A 17,526-nucleotide genomic window follows, 5' to 3' on the forward strand; every position below is an offset into this window, starting at 1 on the left:
TATACCCGCTCAGGAGCCGACTAATCATGGTTTCTCAGAAAAATGAGCAAAAAAATAGCGAATTGCCCTCAGATTTAATAGGATATGGGTAAGGAATACGATTGATGGGGATTCTTATCCATATAGGGTGCGCCCCATTTCGAAAAGGAGTGAATCATGGTGTCAGAAGAAAAAATTTATGATGTGATCATTATCGGCGCGGGTCCGGCGGGGATGACCGCTGCTGTTTACACATCACGAGCGAACTTATCCACATTAATGATCGAAAGAGGAATTCCGGGCGGCCAGATGGCCAACACGGAGGATGTTGAAAACTATCCGGGTTTTGAAAGCATTCTCGGCCCTGAACTTTCTAATAAAATGTTTGAACATGCGAAAAAATTCGGTGCGGAATATGCGTACGGCGATATTAAAGAAATCGTTGACGGCAAAGAATATAAAACGCTCAAAGCCGGTTCAAAAGAATATAAAGCGCGCGCCATCGTCATTTCTGCCGGAGCGGAATACAAAAAGATCGGCGTTCCCGGCGAAAAAGAACTGGGCGGCCGCGGCGTATCGTACTGCGCGGTTTGTGACGGCGCGTTCTTTAAGAATAAAGAGCTTGTCGTTGTCGGCGGCGGAGACTCCGCCGTTGAAGAAGGCGTCTATCTGACACGCTTCGCTTCAAAAGTCACCATCGTTCACAGACGTGACAAATTGCGGGCGCAAAGCATTCTTCAGGCGCGTGCTTTTGACAATGAGAAAATTGACTTCAAATGGAACAAAACCGTAAAAGAAATCCATGAGGAAAACGGAAAAGTCGGCAGACTTACTCTTGTGGATACCGTGACGGGAGAAGAGGAAGAATTCAAAGCTGACGGCGTCTTTATTTATATCGGTATGCTTCCGCTTTCTAAACCGTTCGAAAACTTGGGCATCACAAATGAAGAAGGCTACATTGAAACAAATGCTCAAATGGAGACAAAAGTTCCAGGCATTTTCGCCGCGGGAGACATCCGTGAAAAAACGCTCCGCCAGATCGTAACGGCGACAGGCGACGGAAGTATTGCGGCTCAAAGCGTTCAGCATTATGTGGAAGAGCTTGAGGAAACGCTCAAAACCGTTAAATAATCACTGTAATGTTCAGTTTTTGAATCGTTACTGTGTTTTAATTACGCTGTAACACGGGTGAAATACTGATGTTTTAAGATGAATGTAGTAATTGACCCCCTTTTTAATGAATACACTTTGGCACGGATTCCAGTATCCGTGCCCTTTTTTTGCGATTTTCTGTTTTCTGTCAAATAAAAGAAAAGGATGTCGGTGTCTCTGCATTGTGAGAGACATGCCGAAACGGTATAATGAAGAGACGATGATTTGTTGAGAAGGTTAGGTGACGTACTTGTGCAAAGAGTGACAAATTGTGTGCTGCAGACAGATGATCAGGTTCTCCTTCTCCAAAAGCCGAGACGGGGCTGGTGGGTCGCGCCCGGCGGGAAGATGGAAAGCGGCGAATCCGTCAGAGATTCCGTCATCAGAGAGTACAGAGAAGAGACGGGCATTTATATACTAAATCCGCAGTTAAAAGGCGTGTTTACCTTTATTATTAAGGAACAGGAACAAATCGTGTCAGAGTGGATGATGTTTACTTTCGTCGCCGATTCCTACACGGGGCGGAATGTCGCTGAATCAGAGGAAGGCGTTCTGAAGTGGCATGACGTAAAAGATATCCACAGCCTTCCGATGGCCCCCGGAGACGGGCATATCCTTGATTTTATGATCAAGGGCCAAGGGCTTTTGCACGGCACCTTTACGTATACGCCGGACTTCGAGCTGCTCAGCTATCGTTTAGATCCGCAGCTTATCAAATAAAAGTAAGACCGCAGGGGGGAGAAAGATGAGTATGAATGAAAACCATGATATTCAGCTCGTCATCATTACGGGAATGTCTGGAGCGGGGAAAACCGTCGCCATTCAAAGCTTTGAGGATCTCGGCTATTTTTGCGTCGACAATCTGCCGCCTTCCTTGCTGCCGAAATTTTTGGAGCTGATGAAAGAATCAAGTTCAAAAATGAGCAAGGTCGCGCTTGTCATGGATCTGCGGGGACGTGAATTTTTTGACAGGCTGATTGAGGCGCTGGATGAAATGGCGGAAAATCCGTGGATTACACCGCGTATTCTCTTTTTAGACGCTAAGGATTCCATTCTTGTGACGAGATACAAAGAAACGAGGCGTTCTCACCCGCTGGCCGCTACCGGGCTTCCTCTCGAAGGAATCGCGCTGGAACGCCAGCTGCTTGAAGAATTGAAAGGGCGCTCTCAGCTGATCTATGACACATCGGATATGAAACCGCGTGATCTGCGTGAAAAAATCGTGGCGCATTTCGCCACGAACCAAGGTGAAACATTTACAGTGAACGTAATGTCATTCGGGTTCAAATACGGGCTTCCGATAGATGCCGACCTCGTGTTTGATGTAAGGTTTCTGCCGAATCCGTTCTACATTGAAAGCATGAGGCCGCTTACGGGGAAAGATGAGGAAGTGTCGTCCTATGTGATGAAGTGGAACGAAACACAAAAGTTTATTGAAAAGCTTGTTGATCTGCTCGGCTTTATGCTTCCGTCTTATAAGCGGGAAGGTAAAAGCCAGCTTGTCATCGCGATCGGCTGTACGGGCGGCCAGCACCGCTCCGTCACGCTCGTTGAGTATTTGGCTGACTATTTTAAAAAAGATTTCTATACTCATGTCACTCACCGGGACATTGAAAAGAGAAGCCGGAAATGAATAAGAAGCCGAAAATCGCAATCTTCGGCGGCGGAACGGGTCTGTCCGTGCTGCTTCGGGGGTTAAAGCATAAGCCCGTTGATATTACGGCGATTGTGACAGTTGCTGATGACGGCGGAAGTTCAGGCCGTCTGCGGGATGAACTTCAAATTCCGCCGCCGGGTGACATCCGTAACGTACTGGCCGCTTTGTCAGATGTTGAGCCGCTCGTTGAAAATCTGTTTCAGCACCGTTTCAACAAAGGAAGCGACTTAACCGGACATTCGCTCGGCAATTTGATTTTGGCAGCGATGACAAATATAACCGGTGATTTCTTTCACGCTGTCACCGAAATGAGCAAGGTGCTGAATGTGCGCGGCAGAGTGCTGCCGGCTGCCAACACCAGTGTCGTTCTTCACGCTGAAATGGAGGACGGGCAGGTCGTCTCCGGAGAATCGACAATCCCTTCTTACGGCCAGCGGATTAAACGGGTGTTTCTTACGCCTGAAAAAATTGATCCGCTCCCGGAAACGATTGACGTCATCCGTCAGGCCGATTTAATCATTATCGGTCCGGGAAGCCTGTACACAAGTATTCTTCCGAATCTGCTCGTGCCGAAAATCGGAGAAGAAGTCGTCAAGGCTGCGGCCAAAAAAGTATATATATGCAACGTCATGACACAGCCCGGCGAGACGCTGCAATACAGCGCGGCCGACCATGTCAAGGCGCTGAACGATCATATGGAGCAGCCGTTTATCGACACGATCTTAATCAACAATGAGGAGATCCCTGACGAAATCAAAAGCAAATATGCGAAAGAGCTGGCCCGGCCCGTCGACTTCAATATTGAAAAGCTGAAATCCATGGGGCTTGAGGTCATCAGGGATCAGATTATCACGTATAAAAATGGCGTAATCCGTCACGATACACATAAAGTGGCTTCTCTTCTTGTCGATTTATTAAGGGACTAGAGGCCTTTTGAAATGAGGTGGCTAATATGTCATTTGCATCGGAAACAAAAAAAGAACTGACGAATCTGGAAGTGAAGGACTGCTGCGCCAAGGCGGAGCTGTCCGCGCTGATTCGGATGAACGGTTCCCTGTCATTTTCAAACCGCCATCTCGTGCTTGACGTTCAAACCGAAAATGCGGCGATTGCCCGCCGCATTTATACATTGCTGAAGAAACAATATGATGTATCGGTCGAACTGTTAGTCAGAAAAAAAATGCGGCTGAAAAAAAATAATGTTTATATTGTGCGCTTTTCTGAAAATGCAAAGCTGATTTTAGAGGAATTGAAAATCCTCGGAGAGAACTTTGTATTTGAACGGAATATTTCTGAGGAACTGGTGGCGAAACGGTGCTGCAAACGTTCTTATATGAGAGGGGCGTTTTTGGCGGGGGGATCTGTGAATAATCCCGAAACATCGTCGTACCACTTGGAAATCTTCTCGCTTTATAAGGAACATAACGATTCATTATGCGCGCTGCTGAATGAATTTCATCTGAACAGCAAAACGCTTGAACGGAAAAAAGGCTATATTACGTATTTAAAAGAGGCGGAAAAAATCACTGAATTTCTGAATGTCATCGGCGCTCACAATTCACTGCTGCGCTTTGAAGATGTGCGGATTGTCAGAGATATGAGAAACTCAGTGAACCGCCTCGTCAATTGTGAAACAGCAAACTTAAACAAAACCATCGGTGCTTCGCTCAGACAGGTGGAAAATATTAAATACATTGATGAACGGATCGGTCTTGAAGCGCTGCCGGAAAAGCTTCGCGAAATTGCGCAGCTGCGGATTGATTATCAGGAGGTCACGCTGAAAGAACTGGGGGAAATGGTTGCAAGCGGGAAAATCAGCAAATCCGGCATCAATCACAGGCTGAGAAAGCTCGATGAAATCGCAGAACAGCTGCGTACAGGACAAAGCATCACTTTGAAATAACCGTACAGAAAAGGGGAGATCTTATGGTTCAGGAGAAAGTGGAAGTGCGTTTAAAGACGGGTTTGCAGGCGCGTCCCGCTGCATTGTTTGTACAGGAGGCAAATCGCTTTGCATCAGATGTGTTTCTTGAGAAAAACGGCAAGAAAGTGAATGCCAAAAGCATTATGGGATTAATGAGTCTGGCGGTCAGCACAGGGACGGAAGTCACTCTGATCGCTGAAGGCGACGATGAAAAGGAAGCGCTGGAAAAGTTGTCCGCTTATGTGCAGGAAGAAGTGTAAACACTTTGTAAGGGGGACGGAACGATGAATGAGTTTCTGAAAGATTGTTATCAAACGATAGGCTGGGAAAAGGATTCCCTCGATTTCAGCAACCTGCCAGAGTTTTTAAAGGCGCTCGCGTATCGGTTTCCGTTTGAAAATCGCGCGGTTTTGTCCAAAAAAGAATATGACGTCACGAAAGAAGGACTGTGGCGGCACATGGTGAAGGAACCTCATGGCGGCCTTTGTTATGACTTGAACGGACTGCTTTATTTCATCCTGAAAGATGCCGGATTTGATGTCAAATTGATCCGCGGAACGGTCTGGAAAAACGGCTGGGCGCTGCCCGGCACACATGCGGCCGTACTTCTTTCCGCCGGAGGGAATGAGTACATCGCTGATGCAGGCTTCGGCCTCAATCTCGCCATGCAGCCTGTGCCGATGTCGGGAGACGAGACGGTATCAGCGGCCGGAGCGTTCCGCGTGAGGATAGAAGAGACGGAATTCGGGACATACCTGCTTGAAATGAACAAAGGGGACGGCTGGCAGACAGGTTACGCATTTTCGCTTGAAGAAATCGATGAAAAGGACCTCAAGTCTATGAAACAAACAATCTTTGAACATGAACGCTCTCCTTTCAACAAACGCCTGCTTGCTTCTAAGCGGACACCGGAAGGGCACATGGTTCTGTCTGAACGCAATATAACAATAAAAAAACACGATGGCACGGCGGAAAACAGCAGAATAGACCGGTCAGAGTTTGAAGAAAAATTTACTGCTCATTTTATATGAAGCTCGCAGGTTCTCTGCAAAAAAAACGGCCTCCGCAGGGAAGCCGTTTTTTGTATGTGTTTATCTCATTTTTGTAAAGGTTTTATAATGATCTGTCGTCTTATAAATCAGCCAGTCGCTTGAGTAAAGAATCCGGTCTGAATTTCTGAAGCCTGATGTATAGTTAATATCCGCTTCACGCCACGTCCGTCCGCTTTTGGCAGGGAGTTTGCCTTCCCTGTTTGAGAAGATGTCTCCGCCGATGCTTTTCCCCGGAGCGACGTCTGCCAGATTCCCCTTTGATGCAACCCAGCCGAGGGCCTGTGCTTCTGACTTTGTAATGTAATTATCAGGAAGCTTATGATAGGTCTGAAGATAATCCGCAACCCCGTCAAACGTGTTGATAACCTGTGCTTCAGTGTGCGCCTTGTGAGAAGATGTATCCGTCTTGGCAGCCGTGGAAAACAGCATCCCCGCCGCGGAGAACAGCACCAGCAAACAAACGGAAATCCACGATAATCGTTTTTTCAAAGCAATACCTCCCATTTTTATCATGTGAAGCTGATTCCTTTTCATTGTATCAGCATCGAGAGAAAGGAATAGAAAGAATTTAAAAATAGTACTTTTGATCTAGCAAAAAAATAAACCCCGGCTGAACGGCCGGGATTTTTCATCTCATTGAAATTCCTTCGTGAGGTTTTTCGGCGTTTTTCCGTATACGGCGTCAATCATGTTTTGTGCGGCTTGCTTGAACATATTCAAGCGGATTTTTGCCGTTGCTGACCCGATATGCGGAAGCAATGTGACGTTTTCCAGCTGCAGGAGCGGATTGTCTTCGGCGATCGGCTCTTTTTCAAACACATCTAAACCGGCGCCTTTTATCCAGCCCTCCTGCAATGCGCGGATGAGCGCTTTCTCATCAACCGTCTTTCCCCGGGAAATATTGACGAAACATGCCGTATCTTTCATCAATTTAAATTCCCGCTCTCCCATCATATGATACGTTTCGTCAGTAAGCGGCGTAATTAACAGCACAAAGTCTGATGTTTTCAGCAGTGTATCTAAGTCGGCATATGTAACCCCGAGTTCCTTCTCAGCGTCCGGTTTTCTGCTGCGGTTATAATACAGCACGTCCATGTCGAAGCCGAATTTTGCCCGTTTGGCAGCTTGTTCACCGATTCTGCCCATGCCGATAATTCCTAATGTCTGATGGTGGACATCCATACCGAAAAGAGATTCTTCCTCAACGGTTCCCCATTTGCCGGCGCGGACGAATCGATCCAATTCGGCAACCCGTCTGGCGGAAGACAGAATTAATGAAAAAGCCAGATCAGCGACAGTGTCATCTAACGTGTACGGTGTATGAGTGCCGACAACCCCGCGTCTTTTCATTTCTTCAATATTAAAATTATCATAGCCGACTGAATTATTGCTGACGACCTTCAGCTTCGGCGCGTGATCCAGTAAATCACTGTCAATCGCCGTTCCGGATGTCAGCAGCCCTTCAGCATCTTTCATTTTTTCGTACAGTTCTTCTTTTGGAATGGTATCTTCTTTCCAGATGTCATAGCGGCAATGCTCGCCTATCATTTGTTCGACTTCCGGCGGTATCGGTTTCGCGATGAATACATAGGGTTTCAACGGGCTTCTCCTCCTTTGTCTTTCTTCTCTATTTTATTATATAAGAGAAGCGGTAACGTGAGAAATATTCAAACGCATTACGGTAAATTTCTGGTTCTTTTGAACTTAAAATGAAAGAAAAAGAAACGTACATGCTTGATTTCTCCAAACAATAACAGAATCCGCCTATATTTCTGAAGGCAAAATGAGCGGAACCGCTGTTTTTAAAAGCTTTATAGGTTGGTGTAAAGATAAATTTTATTATTTTTGAAAGATATAAATGAACATAATCTGAATTTACAGTCAAATTATCGTGTCTTTTTTTGAAAGCGCTTTTGAGGCCTTTTTCTGTGCTATAATTCCTTACTGTAAGCTGGGTAAGAAGGCTTGCAATACAATCGGATGGGAGATGAATAGAAAAATGGTTTCTTTATCAAGCATTTTGGAGCACAACCAGCAGTTTGTCCAAGAAAGGAAATATGAACCTTACCAAACGACAAAATTCCCGAAAAAAAAGCTTGTCATCGTATCCTGTATGGATACAAGGCTGACGGAGCTTCTGCCGCAGGCGATGGGACTCAGAAACGGCGATGCCAAAATCATAAAAAACGCGGGAGCCATTGTTTCTCACCCATTTGGAAGTGTCATGCGGAGCATTTTGGTTGCCGTTTATGAACTGCAGGCAGAGGAAGTCTGCATCATAGGTCACCGCGAGTGCGGAATGTCGGGATTAAATGCGGCTTCCATATTAAATAAAGCGAAAGAGCGCGGCGTTGAGGACAAATGTCTCAGCCTTCTGCAGCATGCGGGAGTCGATTTGGAAACATGGCTGACCGGTTTTCACAGCGTCGAAGAAAGCGTGGCCCACAGCGTGAATATGGTCAGGCATCATCCGCTCTTGCCTGAAGAGGTGCCGGTGCACGGGCTGGTGATCGATCCGGGGACGGGGACGCTGGATGTTGTCGTTGACGGTTATGAAACAGTCAAAGGAGGATGCAGCTGACGATGCAATTTACCGGCAGATATCAGGGATACAATTTGCAGAAATTTCAGAAAGACCTAATCGCAGGAATTGTGGTCGGAATTGTAGCGATTCCACTGGGAATGGCCTTTGCCATCGCTTCGGGGGTCGGTCCGGAATACGGGCTTTACACCGTTATTGTGGCCGGAATTCTGATTTCGCTGTTGGGCGGCTCTAAATATCAGATCGGCGGGCCTACGGGGGCGTTTGTTCCCATTTTATTTGCCATTGTGATGCAGTATGGTTTTGAGAATTTACTTGTAGCCGGTTTTATGGCAGGCGTCATGCTCGTCCTGTTTGGCGTATTTAAGCTCGGAAAGATTATGAAATTCGTGCCGAAGCCGGTGATCGTCGGATTTACGGCCGGAATCGCGGTGCTGATTTTCTCGGAGCAGATTGCCCATTTTCTCGGTCTGCGCGATATCCAAAAGCATGAAAGCTTTATCCTCAACATTGCGGAAATAGGCAAGAAGATCGGAACCTTTAATTTGTACAGCATCCTCATCGCGGGAATTGCTTTGGCCATTTTGGTGTTATCAGCCAGGCTGATGCCGAAGATTCCGGGCGCGCTTGTGGCGCTGCTTGTCTCTACAGCCGCGGCGGTCATGTTTTTTCCTGACAAAATGGCGACAATCGGTTCTGCTTACGGGGAGATTCCGCGGCAGCTCCCGGCTTTTCAGCTTCCGGATTTCTCAATCGATAACATGGTGATGATGTTCCCGTCTGCTTTGATCATTGCGCTTCTCGGCGGACTTGAGTCCATATTATCGGCGATGGTCGCGGACAATATGAAAGGATCACGGCATGACAGCAATAGGGAGCTTGTCGGGCAGGGCATCGCCAATATGGCAGCGCCGCTTTTCGGCGGCATACCGGCAACGGGAGCGATTGCGCGGACCGCAACAAATATTAAAAACGGCGCAGTTTCTCCGATTTCCGGTGTTGTCCACGGAGTCACCGTCCTCCTCGTCCTGCTCGTCTTCGCCCCGCTTGCCGTTCATGTACCGCTTGCAAGCATGGCGCCGGTATTGATGGTTGTGGCTTGGAACATGAGTGAGCGGAGGGAAGTCGCCAATATGATGCGGCTGAAAAACACTGATTCATTCGTACTGGCGGCAACCTTTTTACTGACGGTTCTGTTTGATTTAATCATCGGCGTTTCTGCCGGTCTCGTGCTCGCTTTTGTTTTCTTTATCAGAAAAATGAGCGAATCAACAAGCATCAAAACACCGCATGCCGCTGTCAAATCGGTTAAAAATGATTCGTCCGTCAGCACATATTCCATTGAAGGGCCGCTGTTTTTCGGTTCAATTGATTCACTGGAATCATCGCTGCTGGAGAGGCTTCAGGAAAAGCCGAAGACGCTTATTCTGCTGATGAATAATGTACATTACATGGATACCTCCGCAGAAGCGGTGCTGGGGAATGTGATGAACCGGATCAAACGGCATAACGGGAGATTGATGATCGTCGGATTGCAATCACAGCCGAGAGAGCTGATCCGGAAGACGGGGCTGTTTCATAAAATCGGAAAGCAGCATTTCTTTGAGCATCAGGACGAGATAACGGGATAAATTCAGATACGGCCTGTCCATGAAAAAGCGGACAGGCCGTGTTTTTATTCGGTTTCAAAGCGCTGGATCAGTTTTTCCTGATGGGCTTTCATCGCATCTTCTAACGTGATTCCGTACTTATCGGCAAGGATGGCCAGATTTCCGAGGACGTCACCCATTTCTTCAATCAGCTCCTGCCTGCGTTCAGCCTGGGTCGCGTCCTTTTCATCCGGCCGGTCTCTGCCGATTTCATATGCTCTTACCGCCCGGGCGAGCTCACCCGCCTCTTCCATTAAAAAGCCGATTCTGATAAATGGCCCGTACGCCGTCCATCCTCGTTTTTCGTAAAAATCTTTCGTCCATCGTTCTGCTTCAGCCATCTGCATGTGAAACACTCCTTATGTCCTGTATGATTCTTATTGATATTATCATATAGAGATGGGACAATATATAGTGTATTTTGATTTATTGATGTACATATATAGATGTGGAGATGAAAAAATGAAAACCATTTGTGTATTTGCGGGGTCAAACCCGGGGGTAAATGAAGAGTACAAACGCAAAGCGGCCGAACTGGGTGAATATATGGCGGAGCAGGGAATCGGCCTTGTTTACGGCGGTTCACGGGTCGGTCTGATGGGAACCGTCGCCGATGCGTTAATGGCAGGCGGCGGAAAAGCTGTCGGCGTCATGCCGAGCGGGCTGTTCAGCGGAGAGGTTGTTCATCAGAATCTGACGGAGCTGATTGAAGTCAGCGGCATGCATGAGCGGAAAGCGAAAATGAGTGAACTTGCCGATGGGTACATTGCCATGCCCGGCGGTTTCGGAACATATGAAGAGTTATTTGAAGTGCTGTGCTGGGCGCAAATCGGCATTCATCAAAAACCGATCGGACTGTACAATGTGAACGGGTATTTTGAGCCGATGATGAAGATGGTCAAGTACAGCATTCAGGAAGGATTTTCGAATGAGTCTCATTTAAAACTGATACACAGTTCCTCCCGGCCGGATGAGCTGATTGAGCAGATGAACAATTACTCGTACCCGATCCTTCAGAAAAAATGGACGGAAATATAAAAAAAGAGCCATCTGACATGTGTGTGAGTTCCGGGCGGACTTCATGAAAATCGAGTGTATTTGACAATGTGAGATTTCCTTAGGGAAATCTTTTTTTATGTCCGGATTACCATCGTAGTATAATTTAACTAATTCGGATTGGCTATCTAAGCAAAAGCGGAAGGAGACGGAAAATGGCGACGTTGTCAGATGTGGCTAAGAGAGCGAATGTTTCGAAAATGACGGTGTCACGTGTGATTAATCACCCTGATACGGTAACAGATGAACTGAAAAAGCTCGTTCATTCCGCAATGAAAGAGCTGAATTACATCCCTAATTATGCGGCAAGAGCGCTTGTGCAAAACAGAACACAGGTTGTCAAATTGCTGATTCTTGAGGAAATGGATACGACCGAACCCTATTACATGAACTTGCTGACCGGAATCAGCCGGGAGTTGGATCGCCATCATTATGCTTTGCAGCTTGTGACAAGAAATTCACTCAATATCGGGCAATGCGACGGCATTATTGCCACCGGCTTGAGAAAGGCCGATTTTGAATTTGTCATCAAAGCTTTTGAAAAGCCGTTAGTCGTATTTGGAGAAAATGAAATGGGCTATGATTTCGTCGATGTGAATAACGAAAAAGGGACTTTTATGGCAACCCGCCATGTCATGGGGCTGGGGGAGCGTGAGGTTGTCTTTTTCGGCATTGATTTGGATGAGCCATTCGAACGCTCAAGAGAACAGGGGTATATTCGGGCGATGAAAGAGAGCTGCAGAGAAACGAAGCTGTTTCGGATCGCTAACAGTTCAAAAAAAAGCGAAAGCCTGGCAAGAGAAGTTTTGAAAACGCTCGGCCGGCAAGCCGCGTTTGTCTGCGCCACCGACCGAATCGCGCTCGGGGTCATTCGTGCGGTGCAGTCACTCGGAAAACGAATTCCCGAAGATGTGGCCGTTACTGGAAATGACGGTGTTTTTCTTGACCGCATTTCCTCCCCGCGGCTGACTACGGTCAGACAGCCGGTTGTGGAAATGGGAGAGGCCTGTGCGAAAATGCTGCTGAAAAAAATGAATGAAGGCGGCGCAGCTCAAGGTCATTTGTTTTTTGAACCGGAGTTAATTGTGCGGGAATCAACTTTGTGAAAGCTTGATTCTGTTATCGGTAACAAGAGAAAAACGATTGCTTCTCCCGATTTCATCATGCTACCTTCAAAGCATAAGCCAGCCTATAAAAAGGGGGAAACATGATGGAATATGCCGCAATACATCATCAGCCGTTCAGTGCTGATGCTTATTCTTATGACGGGCGGACGGTGCATATCAAAATCCGGACGAAAAAAGGTGATGCTGATCAGATTCGATTGGTTTGGGGCGATCCTTATGAATACAGCGGCGGCAGGTGGTCGGCAGCCGAGCAGCCAATGAGAAAAACAGCCGCAACCCAAAATCATGATTATTGGTTTGCTGAAGTGACGCCGCCATTCAGGCGTTTGCAATATGCATTTATTGTCTCAGACCAGCATGAAAACATCTTTTTCGGAGCGTCAGGGGTCTGTCCTGTAAATAAAAAAACGCTGGAAACGATTCATTATTATTTTAAGCTTCCGTTTGTTCATGAGGCGGATACATTTCAAGCGCCTGAATGGGCGAAATCAACGGTTTGGTATCAAATTTTTCCGGAACGTTTTGCGAATGGAAGAGAAGACCTGTCACCGGAAGCTGCACTGCCTTGGGGGAGCAAGGACCCGGACGTTAATGATTTTTTTGGCGGAGATTTGCAGGGGATTATTGACAAACTCGACTATTTAGAAGAATTAGGGGTGAACGGAATTTATTTAACTCCGATCTTCTCCTCTCCATCCAACCATAAATATGACACGCTGGATTACTATTCCATCGATCCGCATTTTGGGGATCGGGAGCTTTTCCGGACATTGGTCAGTCGGCTTCATCAGCGGGGAATGAAAATTATGCTTGATGCTGTTTTTAATCATATAGGCAGCGCTTCTCCGCAGTGGCAGGATGTTGTAAAACACGGGGCCCGGTCCCGCTACAAAGACTGGTTCCATGTTCACTCTTTTCCTGTGAAAGAAGACAATTATGACAGGTTTGCGTTTACGCCTGATATGCCGAAGCTGAATACGGCTAATCCGGAAGTACAGAGGTATTTGTTTGAGATTGCTTTGTACTGGATTCGTGAATTTGACATTGACGGCTGGCGTTTAGATGTGGCAAATGAAGTGGATCACGCTTTTTGGAAGGCATTCAGGCAGGCTGTAACGGCCGAGAAACCCGATCTTTATATTTTGGGAGAGATATGGCATTCATCGGAACCTTGGCTCAGAGGAGATGAGTTTCATGCCGTGATGAATTATCCTTTCACAGAGCCGATGATTGCTTATTTTGCTGACCGGGAGATTTCTGCTTCATCCATGGCCTATCGATTAAACGCGCACTTGATGAATGGGATGCGGCAGGCCAACGAGGTGACGTTCAATTTACTGGACAGCCATGATACAGAACGTCTTCTGACAAGGTGCGGAAATGATGAGAAAACAGCCCGCGCTCTGCTGGCCTTTATGTTTGCCCAGACAGGAGCGCCCTGCATCTACTACGGAACGGAAATCGGTCTGGACGGCGGGAGAGATCCATTATGCCGGAAGTGTATGGTTTGGGAAAAGGAAAAGCAAAACCAGGAAATGCTCAGCTTTATGAAACGCTTAATCACCTTACGCAAAAAAGAAAACGCTTTATTGACGTACGGAAGTCTTGAGTGGCATCTGCTTGATGATCAAAACGATTGTATCAGTTTTTCGAGGGTTTTCAATGGCAGGCAATTGATTTTCTATTTTAATCAGGGGAATCGGGCCGGGGAAATCCGTTTGCAAGATTTTAATATGGAGAGAAGCAGAATAGTTTACGATGCGTGGACGGATCAGATCCTTCAACATGATGCCGCTATTGCTGTTCAGCCGAGAGAATTTTTGATTTTAAGCGCTGACGCCCCTGTCTGAATTCTGTTATCGGTAACAGGCTGAAAGGCTTTGAAACCGCTTTCTCTAACAGAGTAGAATTGTAATAGATTCATAATAAAAGGGGGAAAAGATATGGCGGGGTTCGTCAAAAAGGGATTGGCTTTATTGACGGCATCAGTTTTGGCATTCTGTCTCGGCGCCTGTTCAAATTCAAAGGAATCGGCCGGCTCTGACGGCAAAAAGGTACTGACCGTGTCCGTTGAAGAAACCTATAAAAAATATATTGAAAGCATTAAAGGAGAGTTTGAAAAAGAGAATCACGTCACAATCAACATTGCAGAAAAGCAAATGTTCGATCAGCTGGAGGCGCTTCCTTTGGACGGCCCGGCCGGCAATGCGCCTGACGTTATGCTTGCCGCATATGACCGGATCGGCAGTTTGGCGCAGCAAGGCCATTTGCTTGATCTAAAACCTGCTGATACAAAAAGCTTTGGAGATAAAGAGATGCAGCAGGTAACGGTTAACGGAAAGGTGTATGGAATGCCGCTGGTGATTGAGACGCTTGTTCTGTATTACAACAAAGATCTTATAAAAAAAGCGCCGGCAACATTTAAAGACCTTGAAACATTAACAGAGGATCCCCGGTTTTCATTTGCTTCTGAAAAAGGAAAGTCAACGGGATTTTTGGCAAAGTGGACTGACTTTTATATGTCGTACGGTTTGCTGTCCGGTTACGGCGGATATGTATTCGGGAAAAACGGCACAGATCCCGGGGATATCGGCCTGAACAATAAAGGGGCTGCAGAAGCGGTGAAATATGCGGAGAAATGGTTTAAAACGTATTGGCCAAAAGGCATGCAGGATAACTCGAGCGCAGACGATTTTATTCAGCAAATGTTTTTGGATAAGAAAGCGGCTGCAATCATCGGCGGGCCTTGGTCGGCTGCCAATTTTCAAGAGGCCGGCCTGAACTATGGAGCCGCTCCTATTCCGACATTGCCAAACGGAAAAGAATATGCTCCGTTTGCGGGCGGAAAAGGCTGGGTTGCTTCAAAATATACAAAGGAACCCGAGCTGGCTGAAAAATGGCTTGAGTATGCAACAAATGATGCCAATGCTTACGCCTTTTATGAGGATACAAATGAAGTTCCGGCCAACACAGCCGCAAGGAAGAAAGCGGGGGAGCAAAAAAATGAGCTGGCGTCAGCTGTTATTAAACAATATGAGTCAGCGGCACCTGCGCCGAATATTCCTGAAATGGCCGAGGTATGGACTGGCGCTGAAAGTTTAATGTTTGATGCGGCTTCGGGGAAAAAAACAGCAAAAAAATCGGCGGATGATGCGGTAAACGTCATAAAAGAAAACATCAAAGAAAAGTATGTGAAATAAAATCGGAGGGGAAGTGTCCGTAAGAATAGAGGGCGAAAAATGAATAAAGATGATACACTTTTACACCAAAAACGGAAGGCGCCATGGTTTTTATCGATCATTCCGGGAATTGGACAGATCGCGAATCAGCAGATATCAAAGGGGATCTTATTTCTGGTCATTACGAGTTTGTTTGCTGTTGAATTATGCGTTTTCGGTATTGAGGCGCTGACCGGATTGGTTACCTTGGGAAGTGTTCCCGGTGAAGATCACTCATTATTTATGCTGATTGAAGGCACGCTGCAATTGATCTTAACGTTGATTTTTCTCATGTTCTATATCTTTTCAGTTTATGATTTCCGTCATACCGCCACTATGAAAGCGGCGGGTTTGAAGGTGAATACAGCGGCCAAGGATATCATCCGCCATGCGGGAGATAAAGGGTTTCCTTATTTATTTACACTGCCGGCATATCTCATGATGGTGTTTGTGATTATTTTTCCTGTTCTGGTGACTCTGTTTGTTGCCTTAACAAACTATGATTTTTATCATATACCGCCTAACAGTCTGATTGACTGGGTCGGCTTTAAAAATTTCTTGAATATCTTTTTTGTCGGTTCCTACCGGGAAACATTTGTGAATGTACTGGGCTGGACCATGATATGGACAATCTGTGCAACAACGCTGCAAATCATTTTGGGGATCGTGACGGCACTTTTTGTGAATCAAGATTTTATTAAAGGCAGACGGATATTCCGAATGATTTTCTTATTTCCATGGGCTGTTCCGGCCTTTATCACAATTATGAGCTTTTCCAATATTTTTAATGACAGTATTGGGGCGATGAACACGCAGGTGATCCCATTAATTAACCACCTGCCGTTTGTGGAACTGCCGGCGATCGCGTGGAAGACTGATGCTTTCTGGACGAAGACTGCTCTGATTATGATTCAGACCTGGCTTGGCTTTCCTTATATTTATGTCATGGTAACGGGAGTCTTGCAGTCGATTCCGGGTGAATTGTATGAAGCCGCAAAGATTGACGGGGCTTCTTTTATGCAGCGTTTTCGCAATATTACATTACCGATGATTTTATTTGCGACGGCACCGGTGATGATTACACAGTACACATTTAACTTTAATAATTTTTCGATCATCTATTTGTTTAATGAAGGCGGTCCGGGAAGCGCGGGAGCCGGTGCCGGGTCGACCGATATTTTAATTTCCTGGATCTATAAACTGACAACCGGCACTTCTCCGCAATATGCTGTGGCAGCGGCCGTGACATTGTTAATTTCTTTCGTCGTCATTGGAATTTCACTGATTGCTTTTAAAAAGTCAAATGCTTTCGGCAATGAGGAGGTGATGTAGATGGGTTCCAGAACGGCCGGAATGCTTACGAAAATCTGCACCTATTTATTTTTGCTGGTTTTAAGCATTGTCATTTTATATCCGCTGCTGATTACGGCTTCCTCCGCTTTCCGTGCGGGAAATGTGACGGCTTTTCAGCTCGATTTCTCAGGTTCCTGGACTTTTGATCATTTTAAGCGGCTGTTTGAAGAGACGCTCTATCTTCATTGGTACAGCAATACGCTGATTATCGCGCTGTCAGTCATGGTATTGCAGGTCACGATTGTAACGCTTGCCGGGTATACGTACAGCCGCTATCGGTTTGCGGGGCGAAAAAAGAGTCTTGTCTTCTTTTTAATCATTCAAATGGTGCCCACAATGGCAGCGCTGACTGCTTTTTATGTATTGGCCATGCTGATAGGCGCTCTTGATCAATACTGGTTTTTGACAGCGATCTATATCGGCGGCGGAATTCCGATGAACACGTGGCTGATGAAAGGTTATTTTGATACAGTTCCGAGAGAAATTGATGAGGCTGCGCGAATGGATGGAGCGGGGCATTTCAGGATATTTGCCTCCATTGTGCTGCCGCTTGTGAAGCCGATGCTTGCCGTTCAAGCGCTTTGGGCGTTTATGGCGCCGTTCGGGGACTATTTGCTGGCGAAGTTTTTGCTTCGCTCGCCGGAAAGGCTGACCATTGCAGTAGGGTTGCAGTCGTTCATTTCAAATCCGCAGCAGCAAAAAGTCGCCCTGTTTGCGGCGGGAGCTATACTTGCCGCACTGCCGATATGCATCTTGTTCTTTTTTCTCCAAAAGAACTTTGTATCCGGGCTGGCGGCGGGCGGAACAAAGGGGTAGT

General features: G+C 46.5%; 18 protein-coding genes. 15 read left to right on the forward strand and 3 right to left on the reverse strand.

Annotation, left to right across the window (positions count from 1 at the left end; genetic code table 11):
- The first annotated feature begins 159 nt into the window (after window positions 1–159).
- From trxB to RUW00_RS11245, 7 genes are all read left to right on the forward strand, one after another.
- Window positions 160–1,110, forward strand: coding sequence for a thioredoxin-disulfide reductase (gene trxB / locus RUW00_RS11215; RefSeq protein ID WP_103527225.1), 951 nt, complete (start codon window positions 160–162; stop codon window positions 1,108–1,110).
- A 273-nt stretch (window positions 1,111–1,383) separates the two neighbouring features.
- On the forward strand, window positions 1,384–1,851 hold the full coding sequence (locus RUW00_RS11220; protein ID WP_003151491.1) for an 8-oxo-dGTP diphosphatase: 468 nt from the start codon (window positions 1,384–1,386) through the stop codon (window positions 1,849–1,851).
- 25 nt (window positions 1,852–1,876) lie between these two features.
- A complete protein-coding gene (gene rapZ, locus RUW00_RS11225) occupies window positions 1,877–2,764 on the forward strand; it encodes an RNase adapter RapZ (protein ID WP_021495252.1) in 888 nt (295 codons plus the stop codon).
- Window positions 2,761–3,714 (forward strand): gluconeogenesis factor YvcK family protein, encoded by a 954-nt coding sequence (locus tag RUW00_RS11230; RefSeq protein WP_014418964.1) that lies wholly within the window; start codon window positions 2,761–2,763, stop codon window positions 3,712–3,714. The genes rapZ and RUW00_RS11230 overlap by 4 nt, the downstream gene beginning before the upstream one ends.
- Before the next feature lie 26 nt (window positions 3,715–3,740).
- Window positions 3,741–4,691, forward strand: coding sequence for a DNA-binding protein WhiA (whiA, locus tag RUW00_RS11235; protein WP_007407421.1), 951 nt, complete (start codon window positions 3,741–3,743; stop codon window positions 4,689–4,691).
- A 23-nt stretch (window positions 4,692–4,714) separates the two neighbouring features.
- Window positions 4,715–4,972 carry an HPr family phosphocarrier protein gene (locus RUW00_RS11240; protein ID WP_012118534.1) on the forward strand — a complete coding sequence of 86 codons (258 nt, stop codon included), beginning with the start codon at window positions 4,715–4,717 and terminating at the stop codon, window positions 4,970–4,972.
- Between the two features lie 24 nt (window positions 4,973–4,996).
- Window positions 4,997–5,743, forward strand: coding sequence for an arylamine N-acetyltransferase family protein (locus RUW00_RS11245; RefSeq protein ID WP_007407420.1), 747 nt, complete (start codon window positions 4,997–4,999; stop codon window positions 5,741–5,743).
- Between the two features lie 60 nt (window positions 5,744–5,803).
- Here the strand turns inward: RUW00_RS11245 and RUW00_RS11250 are convergent, their stop codons facing one another.
- Together RUW00_RS11250 and RUW00_RS11255 are read right to left on the reverse strand one after the other, a co-directional pair.
- Window positions 5,804–6,193 (reverse strand): ribonuclease, encoded by a 390-nt coding sequence (locus RUW00_RS11250; protein WP_223204413.1) that lies wholly within the window; start codon window positions 6,191–6,193, stop codon window positions 5,804–5,806.
- Window positions 6,194–6,397: 204 nt separating this feature from the next.
- Complete coding sequence (locus RUW00_RS11255) at window positions 6,398–7,363, reverse strand: 2-hydroxyacid dehydrogenase (protein WP_012118532.1); 966 nt, start codon at window positions 7,361–7,363, stop codon at window positions 6,398–6,400.
- A 400-nt stretch (window positions 7,364–7,763) separates the two neighbouring features.
- Between RUW00_RS11255 and RUW00_RS11260 the strand changes: the two genes are divergently transcribed.
- Both RUW00_RS11260 and RUW00_RS11265 read left to right on the forward strand, forming a co-directional pair.
- Complete coding sequence (locus RUW00_RS11260) at window positions 7,764–8,345, forward strand: beta-class carbonic anhydrase (RefSeq protein WP_003151503.1); 582 nt, start codon at window positions 7,764–7,766, stop codon at window positions 8,343–8,345.
- A gap of 2 nt (window positions 8,346–8,347) precedes the next feature.
- The gene (locus RUW00_RS11265) at window positions 8,348–9,937 is read left to right on the forward strand and encodes a SulP family inorganic anion transporter (RefSeq protein ID WP_095270897.1); all 1,590 of its coding nucleotides are present in this window, start codon (window positions 8,348–8,350) and stop codon (window positions 9,935–9,937) included.
- A gap of 44 nt (window positions 9,938–9,981) precedes the next feature.
- Here RUW00_RS11265 and RUW00_RS11270 read toward each other — a convergent pair whose 3' ends face one another.
- Window positions 9,982–10,302: a MazG nucleotide pyrophosphohydrolase domain-containing protein gene (locus RUW00_RS11270; RefSeq protein WP_280144652.1), complete on the reverse strand. Its 321-nt coding sequence runs from the start codon at window positions 10,300–10,302 to the stop codon at window positions 9,982–9,984.
- Window positions 10,303–10,417: 115 nt separating this feature from the next.
- Between RUW00_RS11270 and RUW00_RS11275 the strand changes: the two genes are divergently transcribed.
- The 6 genes from RUW00_RS11275 (at window position 10,418) to RUW00_RS11300 (ending at window position 17,525) form a co-directional block, all read left to right on the forward strand.
- Window positions 10,418–10,993: an LOG family protein gene (locus tag RUW00_RS11275; RefSeq protein WP_014418959.1), complete on the forward strand. Its 576-nt coding sequence runs from the start codon at window positions 10,418–10,420 to the stop codon at window positions 10,991–10,993.
- A 173-nt stretch (window positions 10,994–11,166) separates the two neighbouring features.
- The gene (locus tag RUW00_RS11280) at window positions 11,167–12,117 is read left to right on the forward strand and encodes a LacI family DNA-binding transcriptional regulator (protein ID WP_014418958.1); all 951 of its coding nucleotides are present in this window, start codon (window positions 11,167–11,169) and stop codon (window positions 12,115–12,117) included.
- A 101-nt stretch (window positions 12,118–12,218) separates the two neighbouring features.
- Window positions 12,219–13,988 carry a glycoside hydrolase family 13 protein gene (locus RUW00_RS11285; RefSeq protein ID WP_280144651.1) on the forward strand — a complete coding sequence of 590 codons (1,770 nt, stop codon included), beginning with the start codon at window positions 12,219–12,221 and terminating at the stop codon, window positions 13,986–13,988.
- Between the two features lie 93 nt (window positions 13,989–14,081).
- Window positions 14,082–15,338, forward strand: coding sequence for an extracellular solute-binding protein (locus RUW00_RS11290; protein ID WP_060562516.1), 1,257 nt, complete (start codon window positions 14,082–14,084; stop codon window positions 15,336–15,338).
- A 39-nt stretch (window positions 15,339–15,377) separates the two neighbouring features.
- Complete coding sequence (locus RUW00_RS11295; protein ID WP_072177058.1) at window positions 15,378–16,688, forward strand: carbohydrate ABC transporter permease; 1,311 nt, start codon at window positions 15,378–15,380, stop codon at window positions 16,686–16,688.
- The gene (locus tag RUW00_RS11300; RefSeq protein ID WP_014418954.1) at window positions 16,689–17,525 is read left to right on the forward strand and encodes a sugar ABC transporter permease; all 837 of its coding nucleotides are present in this window, start codon (window positions 16,689–16,691) and stop codon (window positions 17,523–17,525) included.
- Window position 17,526 lies beyond the last annotated feature (1 nt).

The sequence above is a fragment of the Bacillus sp. IS1 genome (assembly GCF_032461585.1).
Classification (GTDB): domain Bacteria; phylum Bacillota; class Bacilli; order Bacillales; family Bacillaceae; genus Bacillus; species Bacillus velezensis.